The sequence below is a fragment of the Sinomicrobium sp. genome (assembly GCA_029266035.1).
GTDB lineage: Bacteria > Bacteroidota > Bacteroidia > Flavobacteriales > Flavobacteriaceae > Sinomicrobium.
Genome location: JAJUFH010000013.1, coordinates 49,136 through 63,820, shown reverse-complemented (window position 1 = coordinate 63,820; position 14,685 = coordinate 49,136). Strand labels below are relative to the sequence as shown.

Below are 14,685 nucleotides of genomic sequence, written 5' to 3'. Positions count from 1 at the left end.
AATACCTCACTTGTTGATTTACATTTGCTACTTTAGCAGTTTTTGATGTTTAGTGCAAGTCTTTCATGTTAGGGCCAACTTCAGACTCTACCCTAAAGATAACAGGTACGTCAACACCGTACACTTCTTTATATCTTTCAGGTATTGCCGTCATAGCCTTCTCCACTTCTGGTATTACATACTCTTTTGCTCCTTTAGCCAAACTAATCCAAATACAGTCGTGTACTGTGTTCATTAGGAGTGCTGTATTATTGAAGTTACCTGTCTCTACAAACTTCCTCCAAACCATACCTACCGCTGTGGATACTACACCGCCTGCCTCTCCTTGGATAGAGTAGTTCTTCATTTGTGTGGGGCTGAAGCTAACTTCTACACCTCGGTCTTTCATAAAGTCAGGTGCTTCTTGTTGTGTAAAGCCATAACGTGCATTTGTGCCTGTTGTTGCTTTGTGCCAACCAAACTTTACAGGTACTCCGTTTATGTAGGTGCCCGTCTCTACAGCATTCTTATCGACCTGCCTAGCCACCCAAGCATTATACTTCTCTACGTTTGGGTACATTCTGTTTTCTGCCTCTATGAATGCCTCTACTTCCTCTATAGACATACCAGTAGACGCTGCAATAGCCTTAGCTCCTGCCCCATAAGCTCTCTGGAAACTAAATCCCTTGGCTTTGGTGCGCTCTAGGTCATAGTATGGGTCTTTCTCTTTCTTTGCCTTACGTACAACGTCGTCGTAATCTTCTCCTAACTTAGCTGCAAGCCTAAGACTGTGGAAGTCTACGCCATCGTTTACGTTCTGGATCATATTCTTGTCTTTACTGATCCAAGCCTGAATGACCACTTCCAAACTTGAAAAATCAACCTCGGCAACCTCGCCTCCTTCAAAATGAGATACAAACATCTCACGTACATCTGAAGTGTTGCCTCGTGGAATCTGCTGGGCATTAGGTTTACTGCTGCTCAAACGTCCTGTATCAGTCTGTACGTTATTCAGTGTATGGTGGATAACGCCATCCTGAGCATACCTGAGCATACCACTGGAATAGAAGGCACTCAGGTCTTTCTCTTTCTTCTTCAACTTTGCGAGGATTTTAGCAACTTCAATTCCCCTAGCAGAAAGTTCTTTGATTACATCTTCGCCAGTCTTGTAAAACCCCGGCTCTTTTAGTTCCCACTCTTTGCGTGGCTTAGTTAGTCCCTTTAGCGGATACTCTGTCTGTGCAATCTTATACTTAGGTCTGTCTAAGTCATTAATTTTCACCTTCTTAGTTTTTAGTTGGCCTTTCTTATCACCAGTCTTGTACCTAACTTCATTTCCGTGTGGGTCAAGTGCAGGAACCTCTACTGTCTTCTTGTAGTATTCCGGTTTACCGTCCATATCTACTTTAGGTTCTCTCGTTCTGTATTTGATAGGCCCGCCAAATAGTAATGCAGACAACTGCCTGCCACTAGACCAGTTAAACTCTGCACCTTCTGGAAGTTGTGGTGTGTATTGCTCAAGTTCTCTATATAAACCTTCAATTTCCTTTCGTAGCTTCGATTCATTACGTTCAGCAACTTCCAAGTCAACTTTTAGGCCGTTGAACTCCATCTCAATGTTTCCGCATAGACTGTCCATACGCTCCCTAATCATGGCAGTCATGCCAAGTTCATGGGCTTCTTTGGCAACACACTTAAAGATGCCCTCTGTTGTATCTAGGTCGTGGTCTAGGTAATCAAGTAATTCTTGTTTTGGAATATCAATAGTGTCAATACCATTCTTCCAGTATTCCTTGATCTTATCTGGCTTTAGGGGCAGACCATAGATGTTAGCCATACTGTCCATAGAGGCATATTTCTCCTGCTGGGCAGTGATAAAATACCTAGCATATTGACAGTCATAAATCCTACCGCCCCTCTTAAAGAAATTCACTAGTACGGGGTGTCTCCACAGGTATAGAAGGTCGAACTTTAGGTTGATGCCAACGATAGCACCAACCCCCTTCAACCAGTCTCCTTCTGGAATAGCCTCCTCCTGACTAATGTGAGTTTTAATTCTACGGCCATTTGAATACTTCAAACCCATAGAGACAATGTAGTTATCTTTATCGAATGGGTTTGCAATGCGGCCATAGCTCTCTTTAGTAGAGGTTTCTAGGTCTAGTACAACGTATTTAATCCCCATAGATTTCTTGTAGCTCCTCATCAGATTCTTGTGCTTCGTCCGCATACGGGTCAGAACAAGCTGTGAGTTTAGCCTTGTGGGCATCGAAACGCAACCACCCTGCCTCTCCTGTGAAGCCTGTACGTCGGCATTTGACTACTTGCATACGAGTAGAGTTACGTACCTTGGGATTATCTGAAGTCTTATCCCGACTCAAGAGGATTGTATTAAAGGCAATCTGGTTAATGGCAGACGTACCCTTCAAATCGTACTCCGACACAGAGTGGGGGTCTTTACCTTCAGGTTTACGCATGTGACTAACCACAAAAATACAGCAGTCTGTTTGCTTTGCCAGCTTCAAGATTCTATCCATAAAGTCTTCTACAGAAGCATTCTCGTTAGAAGGTACAGCCGCCTGAAGTGGGTCGATAACCACAACTTTTGTCCCCATGCACTTAACCATCCACTCTAGTTTTGTGAACATATCATCCATACTAGAGAACGCACCTTGGTGGTTAATAGAGACAATCCTATCGTCTGTTTGAATCATGCCCATAAACTCTTTTTTGAGCTTCGGCATATCCAAGTCTTCTGGTTTCTTTAGTGCTAGATTATCTTCCATATAGATAGATAGGAGGTGGCTAACAATCTCTCTTGGTGTCGATTCTAGGTAGAGTAGCCCAATCCTGTGTTCTGTCTCTTTGAAGAACGAGTATACGAGATTATTAATCACCGTGCTCTTCCCTATCGAAGTTAGAGCACCAATAACAGTGACTTCTCCTAGCCCTACCCCGCCTCCTAGCATCTCATTCAACTGTCCAAATGCCGATGGGAACGGAATAATAGACTGCTGTGCAGAAGCCTCAAACTCATCCCACATCTGCCCTAGTGTCATCAAATCAATCGGAGAGTATCGCTCTGCTTTCCAGAACGCCCCTACAAGCTCATCTTCCCTCTTAGCCTTCACGTATTCATTTGGGTCTTTGAGTGTCAATTTTGCTGTGTAGCCCTGCCCCGGCTTCAGTAGTTTTAGTGCTTCTTCTGTTGCCTTACGTCCCGGTTCGTCATTGTCCAGCATAAGGATTACTTTCTCAAAACTAGTAACCCATTCGTAGTTCCCTTTAATCTGTGCAGCAGTGCTGCCTTCTCCGTTAGTAGGGCTGACAACAGCAGTAGTGAACTTAGGATTCTTCATCTTCAGTGCTTGCTGCAAAGACATTGCATCTTCTTCGCCACCGCAGATAACTAGGAACTTACCACCGCCTGAGAATAGAGACTGACCAAAGAATTCACTGGTGGTTTTATTCTTTCCCTGCACGTAGAAGTTTTTCTTAACGCAGTCCCGGCTATGGTAGCCAACAAGCTCTCCATCTTCCGTAACGGGATAGTGACGTTTAATCATAGTACCATCTTCGGCCATCTCAGACCGCACACCGTATAGCTCAGTTACCTCCTTCCCTACACGTCGCTCTTTCCATCCACGCATAGGCAAACTCATAATGTACGTAGGATCAAAATGTTCCACTTCTTCCTCCACTTCACCTAGATTGTAATGTTCTGCAATTTCATTTGGTCTAATGTAACTCTCACATGAAAAACAGTGTCCGTCAAATGTCCCATCTGGTTTCTGGTATATAGACACTGCATCAGAGGACTTACACTTTATACATGCCTGCTTCCCTTTTACCCGCTCCCCGTCTTCCTTACTCATACAATACTATCCTCAATAACATCTAAAAATTTGTTGACATATTCAAGAAGCTCCATCTCCCCGCCAAAGACTTCATTAAATCGCTTCTTCGATATGAGAGAGGGGCCAACCATATCCTCTGCCTGCTTCCGTGTCAACCCCTCTGGCGGAACTCCCTGATGGTGCCAGTAGCAGAGAGGGAGCGTGTATTGATGCCCCATTCTCTTATTTCCATCAATAATGTGGTGTATTTGCACCCATTCGTTATGAACTCCATATGACTTGCAGCAGATGCAGCCAATCTGAGGGAGTAGTTGAAAGCGTTTCTTATCCTCTTTCGTGTGGGTTACTGCCTTCCCTACCATCCAACAACTCCTCCACCTTAACCATCACATCATTCAATACATTCAAAGGAATCACTAAACTTGTACCTGTAGGGTCGCGTAGGGTAACTGAGTGCCCGTCTGTACGCACCAAGGAAACGTCATCAATAAACAAGCGACCGTTAAGTATTCTCATTCGGTTTCTCCGGTAAAGGCATCCAATGTGTCACACAAATAGGAGGGTAGATAGCCCCGCTAACGTCTCTCCATTCCCAGAAGTCCTCATCTATCCATACACGACATGCGATCTCAACTTCCTCATAGGTATCGTACCAAATCAACACCCACTCCCCTTCTTCTACAAGTGACTGTGAGCAACGAGGCAAGGCTTCATCAACACCAATCCATTCCATTAGTATGCTCCTATAGACGCTTTACGTTCGGTCTGTGCCCAACTCACTTTCATCTTTGCAGCTTCTCGGTAAGCAGATAACAATTCAGCGTTATACTTAGCATCCTTATAATCCTCTAGGCACTCGCCGTACTCATCTGAGGCACGAGCAGCGAGGCGTTTAGCCTCAACTGCTCCTGTTGTTTGCTCCATGAACTGCATGGCCTCAATCCGTTTCAGCTTCCCCTCATAGAACTTCTCAGCAGACCTATACTGTGCGTATTCTTGTGCTGAATCACGTAGATAGTCTAATGCCTTTTCAACGTCGTCGTCACTAATCACCGATCTTCTCCTTCAGCTTTGTGAGTGCTTCAATCATTGTATCAATACTACCCACACCAATACACACTTGACTTTCATTGTAGTCAACAACATAGAATACAGCACTGTCTTCCTCAGACCATACCACAGCATCGCCTGATTTACTGAAGATGATCTCCAGTTCGTTGTCTTCTTCTGCTTCTACCAGATTGATTCTCATGGCTACTCTCCAAAATCAATTATGTACGTTGTCTTCAATTAGTTGACGGTGCTGAATCCAGCCCTGTAGATTACCGCTCCATACGTTTTCGTACTTATCAATATGTGTTGTGCCTTCTTCTTCCCACCAATCCATTGTTGTGCAAGACATTGGCTTTGCCTGATGTTCAAACGGGCTTGCGTGAACTGGCTTACTGTTGACAAGCATATCATAAATCTTTTCAGCCTTCTCAACAGAATTATCAAGGAGTCGATAGCTCACTTGAGCGCAACAAGAAGCACTCACTTTCAATGCCTGCTGTTCTGTCAGTTGCAGATACCCGTTCTCATAGTCCCCATCAACAGGTACAGTGTACCCTAGAGCGTCCGACCGGTCTACGTAAGGTGTGTGCCATACACCAATAGGTAGTTCATTAGGTGCGGAATTATTCATCGCTTCCCACATAAGATCAGCCAGCACCTTAATCTCAGGCTGGGCGTCTTTGTGCCTACGCAGGTAGAAAAAGTTATTCCATTCAGTAGCAGTTACTACTGTGCGAATCATTTGGAATGGTTCTACAATTCGATTGACAATTTGCTTGTGGTAGCCAGCTTCGTCAAACTTCTGTGCCCAAAACACAGCAGCTTTTTTTGCATTCTCCCACGTCTCTTCCCGAGTAATTTCTTTGTCATTGAAAGGGTGTTCCGCGTATTCAATCAGGTTGTTACATTCTTCATCTGCCTGCATTCCCGGCTGATTCTTACCCCAATGGACAGGCACGGCAGGGTTGTTATTTACAATCTCCAGCATCTTTTTGACAGGGATTGCACGACTGCTTGCCGCATTGCGGGAAAACTGTCGATGACTCATTAATTCCCCATGGATGAAACGAGGGTACTCAAGTTCGAATGTTGTAATTCTCTTACCTGCCTCTGAAATACTGTCCGCTACAATATCAGCCTTCATCTGCTACTCCTGTCATTAGTGTAAGTGTAAAGTTGAACAATGAAAAGTGCAAAGCCAGCATATCATCCTCACGTTCAATAGCTAGTGTTGGAATGATAGAGACAAACCATGTTCGTTTATCAATATATGTTCCCCCAAGTGTAACTCCCCAATATCTCACAGTTGTCTCCTAAGTTCATTGTCAAAAATGCAGAGGTATTCTACCCTACCAATCTCTACGTTGGCAATGGTAATTTTCTCCATCTGTACGTAGCAGTCTGGACTGTCTACTGTCCACACCAAAGGGAAATGCTGTTTATCACTGAGGTTTTCCATATACCCAAAGTCAATCCAATGACTACCAACACTCCAATAGTATTTCCTCATGTCAAGGTAGTGGTCAGCCCCGCCATAGAAGTTGGTGATTTTCTTTAAGGTGTCGGCGCACTCTATAATTTCTGATTCGTTCATAGCTTACTCTCCCAAGGGATAGAACAGATTTTGTTTAAACTGTCTTACTCACTATACATAACACATAGGAGTAATGCAAGATGTCAGATGAAAATCTACCTAAGAAACGTGGCCCCGGTAGACCGCGAGGGGCACGTAATTTCAAAGGTGTTCAGAAGGCTGGCGTATTCAACCAAGCCAAGAAACGTAAAGTCATTGAACTTGTAGAGAAGAATGGTGGCAATTATGCTGCTGCTGCTGCCTCTGTGGGCGTGTCTCCTGCTACGATCAACTACCACGCCAAGAACGATCCTGTATTCAAAGAACGTCTGGAAATGGCTAAACTCAAGGCATGCGAAGCCGTAGAAGAATCCATTACTCACCGTGGCATTGAAGGTGTCGATAAGAACATATACTTCAAGGGGGAAGTAGTGGGCACTGAAAAACAATACAGCGATACGCTGCTTATGGAACGTGCCCGTGCCCTTATGCCTGAGAAATACGCCCGTAAATCCCAAGTAGACATAAGCGGAACCGTTACCGTCGAACACAAGGCAAGATCAAAATTGGCCAGTCTACTTGGGATTGAGCTTGATATTGAAGACGCCGAATACGAAGAAGTTACCACTAATAATCAAGACTAGAGTTCTTATTAAAGAACTCGCCATGTATTTGAGGCACTACCTCGTTGTAAGCATTTAGTGCCTCTTCTTCGGTCTTAAAACACCCTATAGAGTATTCGACCCCATTGACCGAATACCTAGCCCTCCAAGTTTTTTGTTTTTTAATATAACTAATTCCTTTGTGCCTAGAACTACCGCCCCTAGATGTTGAGTTAAATCCGTTTTTACTATGTGTAGCACCTCTCAAATTTTCTATCCTATTATCATCAACTATGTGGTTAATGTGGTCTACAACTTTTGGTAAGTACCCATAGTGATATAGATATATTAGCCTATGCTCATAATACCTTTTACCTTCTACCATTATACCTCTGTATCCGTTTTTATTGTAATAACCGGCCTTGCGGTCTTTTCTTCGACCCGTTCCTGTAGTTCTCCAGAATAACCTACCCTCTTTATACTCGAAAAGTTCAATAAGCCTTTCTTGAGTTATATGTGTATTATCCATGTCACTCCCAAATATAATCCGCCCACAACTTCACATAAGCAGCCTTAGCTTCAGCCAATCGAACGTATTCATCCAAGCTGTTTACACGAGTACCTTCCTCATGAGCGTCATCCCATACGTAAATCGTGCCATCAGCATGAAACTCAATCTGAAGGCCGCTCTGCTGTACTAGGGAACGCAGTTGTTGGAGTGTGAGTGTAGGTTTTTCAATGTAGTTGAAAATCCCTTTCCAATAATCTGCTGTTCCTTTCGTCACAAGTTGCCAACCTAGAGTACCACTCCATACATAGGAGCTGTCGTCAAGCTCTCTGTGCCAAGAGACTCCCTCATCAGTGGTTAGTGCGTGTGTTGTTCCTTCCGGTGCCTTACTCCAATCAATTTCCATTACCTCGCTCCTCTCTTGCGGACTCGCCCATAAGACCAAAATACATACTACCATCCTCGTAGTTATCCATTTTAAAGTCTCCCTGCTGGCTACGTACTGCCTTGAGAAGCACCATAAATAGCCACCCTTTTTCCTCAGAGTCCATCCTACCGTTTGTGATAGCGTTAAATGCTTTTACTGTCGCCCCAATAGAACGCTCACCTTCAGGTTGATCGTAAGTGGATGCCCTATCCTCAAGATGTTTAATTCCAGCCTTAACAATATCCGCCGCCGTGATCTTCTGTTTTTTCTCCACTCTATTCAATTCTTCCTCTTCTTCTGGTGTAACAATGTAATCTTCTGGCTGAATTTCTTGCCCAATACGCGAAATCTCGTCAGCAGCATCCAATGTATCATACTCTGCAATTCGCCAGTTAGAATGTACGTGTGGGCAGTTTTTACTGAATACAGTAGTTCTTACGCCTCTATCACTTAGAACGTCATAGGCACCGGCTCCGTAATCAATGAGTACAGTGTATTTCTTTCCTGCTGTAAAATACTCACAACCGTTTACGCTATCTGTTACGATCTTCATTCCACTTCCTCCCACCAGATAGAAACAATGTTAGATGGATTATAGTGTTTCTTTACGCCCTTCACAGAGATATTGAAATACTCAGCTTTAGATACATCTTCGAATGCAGCGTCTAGTTGGTTAGTCGTTCGTTCAGCTGTAGTATAGTCCAACTCTTCTACATCAGATGTTGTTAGAAGCCCTGTTACATCGTAAACCTTAATTACAATCTTCATTTACTTTCCTCATAATCATACGGATAGTTTTCATCATGTATTTCAAGCATTTTAGCAGTCTTTTCTTTTACATGGTAGGCCAAAGCATACACGTTTGTATTATCACTAGCCGCCGCCATTAAAGAACGTGCTAAACGAATACTAATCTCAGCTTGTAGGCGGAACGCTTGTCGCCAGTAGATTTCATTCTCATTCATAAATCTTACCATTCGCTTTAATCTCAATTACGCTATCTGCTTTGAAGCTACGATAACCTTTAGACTTAAACTCGTATACAGTAATCAGATTGTGATCAGCATCATCAAACTTCTTACCTTTTCCTGTCACGTACTTCTGAACGCCGAACATACAGTTCATTGTACGCTCAGTTCCATCTTTCTTCAAGAAACGTACAGAAAAAATGTGTTTGTTATCAACAATGTTAAGGATTTCTTCGCGTGTCATGTGTAGTTCCTCCGTTGTGGGCGGCAGGACTATTCCCGCCACCCTTGAGAACTACTTTATATCAGATTGGATTATGTCGGAAGGAACTCTTTGGAATATGCAGGGACAACTTTATACCATAGAGTTATACCTGTCTTGTCACAGAAGTTCACCAGTCCATACCAACCCTGCTTGTCAACAGCGTTCAGTACGTTCTCTGGTGAGGGAAAGAAATCAGCTACGGTAGCATCTGTGTCAGTTTGCTCAAACAGCAGATTATCATTCATGTAAACGCTCATTTTTAACATTTTTATCTATCCTATGTCCTAATGGTGTTTTACGAATTGTTGTTTTTCCGTCAGACCACCTCCCTAGCGTATCACGCCTGTATGTGTTTTCGCCGTCCGTCCAATTACCTAGCGCGTCTTTCCTGTATGTCCTATCTCCTATTTCATATTGATTTAGAGAGTTAGACCTAATCCGTTCTCCGTTTAGTTCTTTTCCTAGTGACCCTTCTCGGATTAGATCGGAAGCCAAAAGATTAGTTGATAGTAGAAAGAACAGTATAAATCTAATCATTTTCTATCTCGTCGTCTTGCATAGTCCGGTGTAGTGGCAGGTCACTCATTTCCTTCACCCTCCTGTGGTGATTGTGGGCGCTTGAGGCCGGTGGGCTTCCAGAATGGATGGCTTGGGGCGATGTCCTTGCTAAAATCCTCAAAGTAACCCCCTTCCCACCAATTTGGATCATAGTGGGCGACTACAGGCCTAAACTCTTGTAGCGTGTCGTCCGTCGCCTCCCACCAAATCACACGGTCACTGAAATCTGCATCTGATTTAGTTGGCGCTCGCTCAAAACTACTCACCCACCCATCACCCTCTGGCTGGGGTGTGGCGGCGGAAAACAACCACAATATCGCATCGGCAGCAACGCCCTCAGATTGTCCGCGAGTCGCAAGTAGGCACTGCACCAGGTCGTCACGGGATGGAACGCCCCCTTGCTGGGCAGGCTGGGGGTGGGTGTAGACTTCGCAGTAATCCACTATGGGCGAGGCTTTCAGCAACTCTGCTTCTTTGGTGTTAGGTCTAACGGGGGTGTGGTCAAACCATGAAGATTCGCCTATTTCCCTCCGCAGTAGCGCCACCGGCTCCGCGCCCTGCTCGCTTTGGGCGAGGGCGGCTTGCCATGCCATCCACATGGACTGGACAAAATCATCAAGGTAATCGCCGTCTTTCTCGAAGCGATCTAGCGGCAATCCACCATATTCTCCCTCTTGACTATACCACTTCTCAAACTCTTCTCTGTCACTCATTCCCTCTCTCCTCAATAGCTCTTAAAACTTCCTGATACAACGATTCTAATTCTGGTAGTGCTGAATCGGGTGATGTAAACATACGCCATATAAAGCTTCACGCCTCTCTAATAACTCATCGTTTACTGCTATCTCAAACTCTATCTCTTCTCTGGACACAATTCTGTCATTGCCTACTACCAAATCATTCCATAGATTCATCTTCCACCTCAATTCCTGTCTCTAACAGGATTTCTTCTACAGAGTAGTTGTCGTCCGGTGCGCCGTCAATTGTTGCAAGAACTTCAGCCAATGTCAAACCTTTATCGTGCATGTACATTAGTAGTACCACTCCCTAGTTCCACATTCACAAGAAGCAAATGGTTCATCGTAGTCTAGGTAAAGAGTGTATCCACATTCTTCACACAAAGCACTGCGTCTAATTCGATAATCATCGGATTTCCAGTCTACAGGACCCTCATAATTCTCCCCGTCAGGGTAAACATACACTTTGAACAGGTAATCAGTCACGAATCCATCCTCCGTAGTAAAGGTGTTCTGCTATTTCCAGTGGATCATTTCCCGCATTAGAGATAAAAGCGGCGACTTCCCTAACTTTATTTGGAATTGGTTTCTCTTTGTACAAGTCACTCAATCTACCTACCTCAAGCCTTCTCAAGTTACCTTCTTCTTCAAACTTAACAACACACTCATCACCGTAGATATAAACTATTTCAACCTCTGAGGGCATAAATCCAGAACCCCCATATACCTGTGTCCAAACCATATCACCTACTTTCATAGTTCTCTCACTTTCTGTGGCAACGTATCAATGTAATGGTGATCTTCAAGCCACCCCTGTACCATTCCCATAGCAAGAACATCGCTAGATTCGTAAAACAATTCAGGCCACTGCCCTTTAATATACACATTCACAAACCACTGACCAAACCTTTCTCCGGGCAAATGGTCTTTCATATACTCATGTACTAAGGATTGAAATGATTTCATCTTTGTTATTTTCCATAAATCTGAGCACTTCGTCAAGAACAACATCAGTGTTTATGTCGTCATGTGCAAAACTTAATGCTTGCTTTTTCCAGCAAGATAACAGCTTTTCGGCTCTTTTCTCAGCAGGATTGGGCTTAAATTCATCAAATCGTTCTTTGGTACATTTCTCAATTCTTCCTTCACAGTCTACTGTCTCGACTTCACCTGCCCGCTCCCACACAACGACATAAGGTACGCCAGCAATGTGTAGCTTATCTCCAAAGTTCAATGTATTCATATAATCCCCTCCACTTCCCGAAATTCTACATTCAATCGCCACATGTGTTGGTAAAGTGGCTTATCCTTCAACCAGACAAAGAACTTGTCTTGTGCCTCGGAGATGTTTTTAGCTTCAATCACCACTTCACCGTTCTCTACGTTACCTTCGCTGGTGTATTTTGCAACATAAACTCTATCAGGCATTCTACGTCTCCAACTTGCGTTTTATAGTTTAGTAGTAGGGTAGTGCGGGGTAGGTAGAGAAAGCCCTATTCGCTGCCCTGTACGTATTGTTTTCAACCTATTTTCCATTGATTCGGGGCACAGTCTGGGCACTTAGCAGGTTTTCCCGGCATATCTGACGATGGTTCAAACTTATCCTCGTACTCATATTGAGGCTTACAGCAACGAATACATAGTCCCTCACACAGTCTGTCATCAATCAATTCGTCGCGCTTCTGTTCATAATTATCATCACGAAACATATTTAATCTCACGATAGAATGAATGCAATAGCAAAGATACAACCCATGATGAAAGCAGGAATAAAAGCACCTACCAGTCCGCCAACTAGCCCAAAAAGGAAAACGTCAAAAATACCGAATTCTCTAATGAACCAACCTCTGATTGCGCCAACAACCACCCCAATCAAAGCACATACCAATATGATTTTTATAAGTAGTACCTCTGCACCTGTTGCTGGATCAGGATGAATCATATCAACACAATCAGCATAATACTTCTGTTCACTCACAGTCGCTGCGTAAGAATCAAACCCTTTCATGAACTCACGACACTTTCTTTCTTCCTGTGCCTGTATTGCCGCATTTGATGTTGTTGCTGCCACCACTGCAACTGCTGCTGCCGTATTCATTCCCACTCTCCAAAATAGTCAACGTTTTCAAGAAGACACTCTTCAACCACTTCTTCAATCAGTTTATCCACACTCTCACAGATGTCAATACCCTTGTAAGCATCGTGGATGAGCCTGCTGATCTCGTCAGGACGACGGAAGTAGAGTTCGTCTTCAATCATTCTGAACAAGTCGCTGTCACTCTCTGCTGCCACAAGGATAGATTCTAGCATGTCCTCACGTTCTTTGATTGGGCAGTAGTCATCTGGTTTCTGCTCTAGGTAGTAGCTCATGTTTTCTCTCCGTTGTTTGATGATGTGTGTAGATTACATGGGTTGGTGGTGGATGTAAAAGAACGAATTGGAATAAGAGTGTATTTCGGTATGCAAATTCACTGTTTCCTTAGATATTTCATACACCTAGAGTGCTTTCTTCTTTGTCGAGGAACTACTTTGGAATATGCATGTCATACTATATGACGGGGGTCATGTCCCGTTCCTTTCCTTATAGGTCAGGCTTCATCTTATGTACGCGGGGTTCCGGCCCCGCAAACTAAAGGCCACCCAAGGAAAGAAACATAAGACGAAGTTTTATTGACATCAATACACATTCCGTGTTAAAACCTTTCCCCGTTTAAGGCCAGAGACGCCTGAAGTATTTTGGTTGTGGTTCCGTGCCAGATTCTCAAGAAAGCGGAGTGCTCAGATAGCTGGTTTTTGAGTAAGTAGAGTACAGCGGGTTGTAGCCTACTACACATTGGTTTTGGACTCCTTTAGAGACGGGAGTGCTGAGTCCCTAGCATGGGATAAGCGATAAACAGGGGTTACGTTGGGTTTTATTTCAGTTGAGTAAGGTCTACTGCTGTAGACTGAGGGTTTTGCCCACTGCGCCAGAGGTTGATGCTCCTCTAAACTAACATTGACTCTTTTATATTGTTAGTAATGACACCCTGATAAATACAAAGCCTGTGCCTAATTGCTGCTGGAATTTGGATAGAGAATCTTGGCTGGTATCCGCCCAACCTCGTCTCTAAATGACTACTATTATCAATAAGTTATGACTATGGCAAAACCTAGTACTAGAATCTACACAATTCTCGACACTGCCTACCTACGTGAACAGTTACCGGGGTACTCAGATGAACGTAAGGACACGCAGATCAGCATAGCAGCATTGCTTTTTTCATCGCACCAAAAGCATCTAATTAGGTCTAACGGTGCTGTTTCTATTCCGTCTTCGATAATGGAATCGCACATAGGTATGAGTAGGGAGCTTTTCAGAAGTGTCAATAAGAAGTACGGGTTCTTTGATATTATTGAAGATGTAAAATTTGGTATCTCTCGGCAACTTATCCCTACGGAGCTAACAAAACGGATAGTGCACGGGTTGTTGGTGCAAAATAAAGCGCACCGTTTGTTTTTATGTACTGGTAGAAAAAGGAAGTACACTAGGGTTTATACTAAAACTGAAACTGTGATACAGGGATACCTAGTTAGGAACTACGAGCAGGATATTAACCAAGACTATTCTAACATAGTTAAGCGTATTGTCGATAGTGGTGGGCTAGTACAAGACTCTATTACACCGACAGATGTACTACAGTACTTTATAGAGCTTGGTTATGAGTACAACCACATGAGGTCAGGCACTGATGACGAAATAATAAGATTTATGGTAGAACGCCATAATGTTTATAGAGATACGTTTAAGGGCAAATCAAAATATAAGTATAGGTATAATAGAAGAGACCCGTTTTTCTATAGCACCGAATGGAAAACATTGAGGTTAGAGGTACTAGAAAAGTATGGAAGGAAGTGCCTTTTGTGTGGAAGCGAGGATTCTATTCATGTGGATCATATATTCCCTAGAAGCATATTCCCAGAATTAGAGTTAGATGTAAATAACTTACAACCCCTCTGTCATAGTTGCAATGACAAGAAAAGCAACAAATATTTTTGGGACTGTAGAACTGTATCAGACGAAGCAAAACTTGCATTGGTTAAAAAGGCAGGTTACGATTCTACAGAGATTACTAAATTCGACAATCAAGTGCAGGAAGATTGACTATTGGTCGCAGTTTG

The 14,685-nt window shown here is 43.5% G+C and carries 24 protein-coding genes; 2 read left to right on the top strand and 22 right to left on the bottom strand.

Annotated elements, in window-relative coordinates; genetic code table 11:
* Nucleotides 1-49: 49 nt before the first annotated feature.
* The 9 genes from ACYZZR_RS08045 to ACYZZR_RS08005 form a co-directional block, all read right to left on the bottom strand.
* A complete protein-coding gene (locus ACYZZR_RS08045; RefSeq protein ID WP_461533487.1) occupies nt 50-2,185 on the bottom strand; it encodes a DNA polymerase in 2,136 nt (711 codons plus the stop codon).
* Entirely contained in the window at nt 2,154-3,854 is a 1,701-nt protein-coding gene (locus tag ACYZZR_RS08040; protein ID WP_461533486.1) for a DnaB-like helicase C-terminal domain-containing protein, read from the bottom strand. The genes ACYZZR_RS08045 and ACYZZR_RS08040 overlap by 32 nt, the downstream gene beginning before the upstream one ends.
* Nucleotides 3,851-4,198, bottom strand: a complete 348-nt coding sequence (locus ACYZZR_RS08035; protein WP_461533485.1) for a Ref family recombination enhancement nuclease — start codon at nt 4,196-4,198, stop codon at nt 3,851-3,853. The genes ACYZZR_RS08040 and ACYZZR_RS08035 overlap by 4 nt, the downstream gene beginning before the upstream one ends.
* A complete protein-coding gene (locus ACYZZR_RS08030) occupies nt 4,161-4,352 on the bottom strand; it encodes a hypothetical protein (RefSeq protein ID WP_461533484.1) in 192 nt (63 codons plus the stop codon). Before ACYZZR_RS08030 ends, ACYZZR_RS08035 begins: the two co-directional genes overlap by 38 nt.
* On the bottom strand, nt 4,339-4,569 hold the full coding sequence (locus ACYZZR_RS08025; protein WP_461533483.1) for a DUF551 domain-containing protein: 231 nt from the start codon (nt 4,567-4,569) through the stop codon (nt 4,339-4,341). The genes ACYZZR_RS08030 and ACYZZR_RS08025 overlap by 14 nt, the downstream gene beginning before the upstream one ends.
* Nucleotides 4,569-4,769 carry a hypothetical protein gene (locus ACYZZR_RS08020; protein WP_461533482.1) on the bottom strand — a complete coding sequence of 67 codons (201 nt, stop codon included), beginning with the start codon at nt 4,767-4,769 and terminating at the stop codon, nt 4,569-4,571. The genes ACYZZR_RS08025 and ACYZZR_RS08020 overlap by 1 nt, the downstream gene beginning before the upstream one ends.
* A 112-nt stretch (nt 4,770-4,881) precedes the next feature.
* Complete coding sequence (locus tag ACYZZR_RS08015; RefSeq protein ID WP_461533481.1) at nt 4,882-5,088, bottom strand: hypothetical protein; 207 nt, start codon at nt 5,086-5,088, stop codon at nt 4,882-4,884.
* Nucleotides 5,089-5,103: 15 nt separating this feature from the next.
* Complete coding sequence (locus ACYZZR_RS08010) at nt 5,104-6,033, bottom strand: FAD-dependent thymidylate synthase (protein ID WP_461533480.1); 930 nt, start codon at nt 6,031-6,033, stop codon at nt 5,104-5,106.
* Nucleotides 6,034-6,189: 156 nt separating this feature from the next.
* Complete coding sequence (locus ACYZZR_RS08005; protein ID WP_461533479.1) at nt 6,190-6,483, bottom strand: hypothetical protein; 294 nt, start codon at nt 6,481-6,483, stop codon at nt 6,190-6,192.
* A 251-nt stretch (nt 6,484-6,734) separates the two neighbouring features.
* Between ACYZZR_RS08005 and ACYZZR_RS08000 the strand changes: the two genes are divergently transcribed.
* Nucleotides 6,735-7,106, top strand: coding sequence for a hypothetical protein (locus ACYZZR_RS08000; protein WP_461533478.1), 372 nt, complete (start codon nt 6,735-6,737; stop codon nt 7,104-7,106).
* Here the strand turns inward: ACYZZR_RS08000 and ACYZZR_RS07995 are convergent.
* From ACYZZR_RS07995 to ACYZZR_RS07935, 13 genes are all read right to left on the bottom strand, one after another.
* The gene (locus ACYZZR_RS07995) at nt 7,090-7,593 is read right to left on the bottom strand and encodes an HNH endonuclease signature motif containing protein (RefSeq protein WP_461533477.1); all 504 of its coding nucleotides are present in this window, start codon (nt 7,591-7,593) and stop codon (nt 7,090-7,092) included. The genes ACYZZR_RS08000 and ACYZZR_RS07995 overlap by 17 nt on opposite strands.
* A 1-nt stretch (nt 7,594) precedes the next feature.
* On the bottom strand, nt 7,595-8,032 hold the full coding sequence (locus ACYZZR_RS07990; RefSeq protein WP_461533476.1) for a hypothetical protein: 438 nt from the start codon (nt 8,030-8,032) through the stop codon (nt 7,595-7,597).
* Complete coding sequence (locus tag ACYZZR_RS07985; protein WP_461533475.1) at nt 7,968-8,552, bottom strand: hypothetical protein; 585 nt, start codon at nt 8,550-8,552, stop codon at nt 7,968-7,970. Before ACYZZR_RS07985 ends, ACYZZR_RS07990 begins: the two co-directional genes overlap by 65 nt.
* The gene (locus tag ACYZZR_RS07980) at nt 8,549-8,767 is read right to left on the bottom strand and encodes a hypothetical protein (RefSeq protein WP_461533474.1); all 219 of its coding nucleotides are present in this window, start codon (nt 8,765-8,767) and stop codon (nt 8,549-8,551) included. Before ACYZZR_RS07980 ends, ACYZZR_RS07985 begins: the two co-directional genes overlap by 4 nt.
* Complete coding sequence (locus ACYZZR_RS07975) at nt 8,764-8,964, bottom strand: hypothetical protein (protein WP_461533473.1); 201 nt, start codon at nt 8,962-8,964, stop codon at nt 8,764-8,766. The genes ACYZZR_RS07980 and ACYZZR_RS07975 overlap by 4 nt, the downstream gene beginning before the upstream one ends.
* Nucleotides 8,957-9,211 (bottom strand): SH3 beta-barrel fold-containing protein, encoded by a 255-nt coding sequence (locus ACYZZR_RS07970; protein WP_461533472.1) that lies wholly within the window; start codon nt 9,209-9,211, stop codon nt 8,957-8,959. Before ACYZZR_RS07970 ends, ACYZZR_RS07975 begins: the two co-directional genes overlap by 8 nt.
* A 599-nt stretch (nt 9,212-9,810) precedes the next feature.
* Nucleotides 9,811-10,503 carry a hypothetical protein gene (locus ACYZZR_RS07965; protein WP_461533471.1) on the bottom strand — a complete coding sequence of 231 codons (693 nt, stop codon included), beginning with the start codon at nt 10,501-10,503 and terminating at the stop codon, nt 9,811-9,813.
* Between the two features lie 502 nt (nt 10,504-11,005).
* Nucleotides 11,006-11,284: a hypothetical protein gene (locus tag ACYZZR_RS07960; RefSeq protein ID WP_461533470.1), complete on the bottom strand. Its 279-nt coding sequence runs from the start codon at nt 11,282-11,284 to the stop codon at nt 11,006-11,008.
* Nucleotides 11,281-11,460, bottom strand: a complete 180-nt coding sequence (locus tag ACYZZR_RS07955; RefSeq protein WP_461533469.1) for a hypothetical protein — start codon at nt 11,458-11,460, stop codon at nt 11,281-11,283. Before ACYZZR_RS07955 ends, ACYZZR_RS07960 begins: the two co-directional genes overlap by 4 nt.
* 4 nt (nt 11,461-11,464) lie before the next feature.
* Nucleotides 11,465-11,770, bottom strand: a complete 306-nt coding sequence (locus tag ACYZZR_RS07950; RefSeq protein ID WP_461533468.1) for a hypothetical protein — start codon at nt 11,768-11,770, stop codon at nt 11,465-11,467.
* Nucleotides 11,767-11,955 (bottom strand): hypothetical protein, encoded by a 189-nt coding sequence (locus ACYZZR_RS07945; protein ID WP_461533467.1) that lies wholly within the window; start codon nt 11,953-11,955, stop codon nt 11,767-11,769. Before ACYZZR_RS07945 ends, ACYZZR_RS07950 begins: the two co-directional genes overlap by 4 nt.
* Nucleotides 11,956-12,244: 289 nt before the next feature.
* Nucleotides 12,245-12,625, bottom strand: a complete 381-nt coding sequence (locus tag ACYZZR_RS07940) for a hypothetical protein (RefSeq protein WP_461533466.1) — start codon at nt 12,623-12,625, stop codon at nt 12,245-12,247.
* A complete protein-coding gene (locus tag ACYZZR_RS07935; protein WP_461533465.1) occupies nt 12,622-12,837 on the bottom strand; it encodes a hypothetical protein in 216 nt (71 codons plus the stop codon). The genes ACYZZR_RS07940 and ACYZZR_RS07935 overlap by 4 nt, the downstream gene beginning before the upstream one ends.
* Before the next feature lie 829 nt (nt 12,838-13,666).
* Between ACYZZR_RS07935 and ACYZZR_RS07930 the strand changes: the two genes are divergently transcribed.
* On the top strand, nt 13,667-14,668 hold the full coding sequence (locus tag ACYZZR_RS07930; protein ID WP_461533464.1) for an HNH endonuclease: 1,002 nt from the start codon (nt 13,667-13,669) through the stop codon (nt 14,666-14,668).
* Nucleotides 14,669-14,685: the final 17 nt, after the last annotated feature.

What these genes read in the sequence shown, in the direction of transcription:
- ACYZZR_RS07945 (WP_461533467.1), bottom strand. Translation starts at nt 11,955, where the DNA reads ATGCCTGATAGAGTTTATGTTGCAAAATACACCAGCGAAGGTAACGTA.
- ACYZZR_RS08010 (WP_461533480.1), bottom strand. Translation starts at nt 6,033, where the DNA reads ATGAAGGCTGATATTGTAGCGGACAGTATTTCAGAGGCAGGTAAGAGA.
- ACYZZR_RS07940 (WP_461533466.1), bottom strand. Translation starts at nt 12,625, where the DNA reads ATGAATACGGCAGCAGCAGTTGCAGTGGTGGCAGCAACAACATCAAAT.
- ACYZZR_RS08030 (WP_461533484.1), bottom strand. Translation starts at nt 4,352, where the DNA reads ATGAGAATACTTAACGGTCGCTTGTTTATTGATGACGTTTCCTTGGTG.
- ACYZZR_RS07995 (WP_461533477.1), bottom strand. Translation starts at nt 7,593, where the DNA reads ATGGATAATACACATATAACTCAAGAAAGGCTTATTGAACTTTTCGAG.
- ACYZZR_RS07935 (WP_461533465.1), bottom strand. Translation starts at nt 12,837, where the DNA reads ATGCTAGAATCTATCCTTGTGGCAGCAGAGAGTGACAGCGACTTGTTC.
- ACYZZR_RS07975 (WP_461533473.1), bottom strand. Translation starts at nt 8,964, where the DNA reads ATGAATGAGAATGAAATCTACTGGCGACAAGCGTTCCGCCTACAAGCT.
- ACYZZR_RS08020 (WP_461533482.1), bottom strand. Translation starts at nt 4,769, where the DNA reads ATGCAGTTCATGGAGCAAACAACAGGAGCAGTTGAGGCTAAACGCCTC.
- ACYZZR_RS07970 (WP_461533472.1), bottom strand. Translation starts at nt 9,211, where the DNA reads ATGACACGCGAAGAAATCCTTAACATTGTTGATAACAAACACATTTTT.
- ACYZZR_RS07930 (WP_461533464.1), top strand. Translation starts at nt 13,667, where the DNA reads ATGGCAAAACCTAGTACTAGAATCTACACAATTCTCGACACTGCCTAC.
- ACYZZR_RS08040 (WP_461533486.1), bottom strand. Translation starts at nt 3,854, where the DNA reads ATGAGTAAGGAAGACGGGGAGCGGGTAAAAGGGAAGCAGGCATGTATA.
- ACYZZR_RS07985 (WP_461533475.1), bottom strand. Translation starts at nt 8,552, where the DNA reads ATGAAGATCGTAACAGATAGCGTAAACGGTTGTGAGTATTTTACAGCA.
- ACYZZR_RS07990 (WP_461533476.1), bottom strand. Translation starts at nt 8,032, where the DNA reads ATGGTAGTATGTATTTTGGTCTTATGGGCGAGTCCGCAAGAGAGGAGC.
- ACYZZR_RS07960 (WP_461533470.1), bottom strand. Translation starts at nt 11,284, where the DNA reads ATGAAAGTAGGTGATATGGTTTGGACACAGGTATATGGGGGTTCTGGA.
- ACYZZR_RS08035 (WP_461533485.1), bottom strand. Translation starts at nt 4,198, where the DNA reads ATGGTAGGGAAGGCAGTAACCCACACGAAAGAGGATAAGAAACGCTTT.
- ACYZZR_RS08025 (WP_461533483.1), bottom strand. Translation starts at nt 4,569, where the DNA reads ATGGAATGGATTGGTGTTGATGAAGCCTTGCCTCGTTGCTCACAGTCA.
- ACYZZR_RS07980 (WP_461533474.1), bottom strand. Translation starts at nt 8,767, where the DNA reads ATGAAGATTGTAATTAAGGTTTACGATGTAACAGGGCTTCTAACAACA.
- ACYZZR_RS07955 (WP_461533469.1), bottom strand. Translation starts at nt 11,460, where the DNA reads ATGAAAGACCATTTGCCCGGAGAAAGGTTTGGTCAGTGGTTTGTGAAT.
- ACYZZR_RS07965 (WP_461533471.1), bottom strand. Translation starts at nt 10,503, where the DNA reads ATGAGTGACAGAGAAGAGTTTGAGAAGTGGTATAGTCAAGAGGGAGAA.
- ACYZZR_RS08015 (WP_461533481.1), bottom strand. Translation starts at nt 5,088, where the DNA reads ATGAGAATCAATCTGGTAGAAGCAGAAGAAGACAACGAACTGGAGATC.
- ACYZZR_RS07950 (WP_461533468.1), bottom strand. Translation starts at nt 11,770, where the DNA reads ATGAATACATTGAACTTTGGAGATAAGCTACACATTGCTGGCGTACCT.
- ACYZZR_RS08045 (WP_461533487.1), bottom strand. Translation starts at nt 2,185, where the DNA reads ATGAGGAGCTACAAGAAATCTATGGGGATTAAATACGTTGTACTAGAC.
- ACYZZR_RS08005 (WP_461533479.1), bottom strand. Translation starts at nt 6,483, where the DNA reads ATGAACGAATCAGAAATTATAGAGTGCGCCGACACCTTAAAGAAAATC.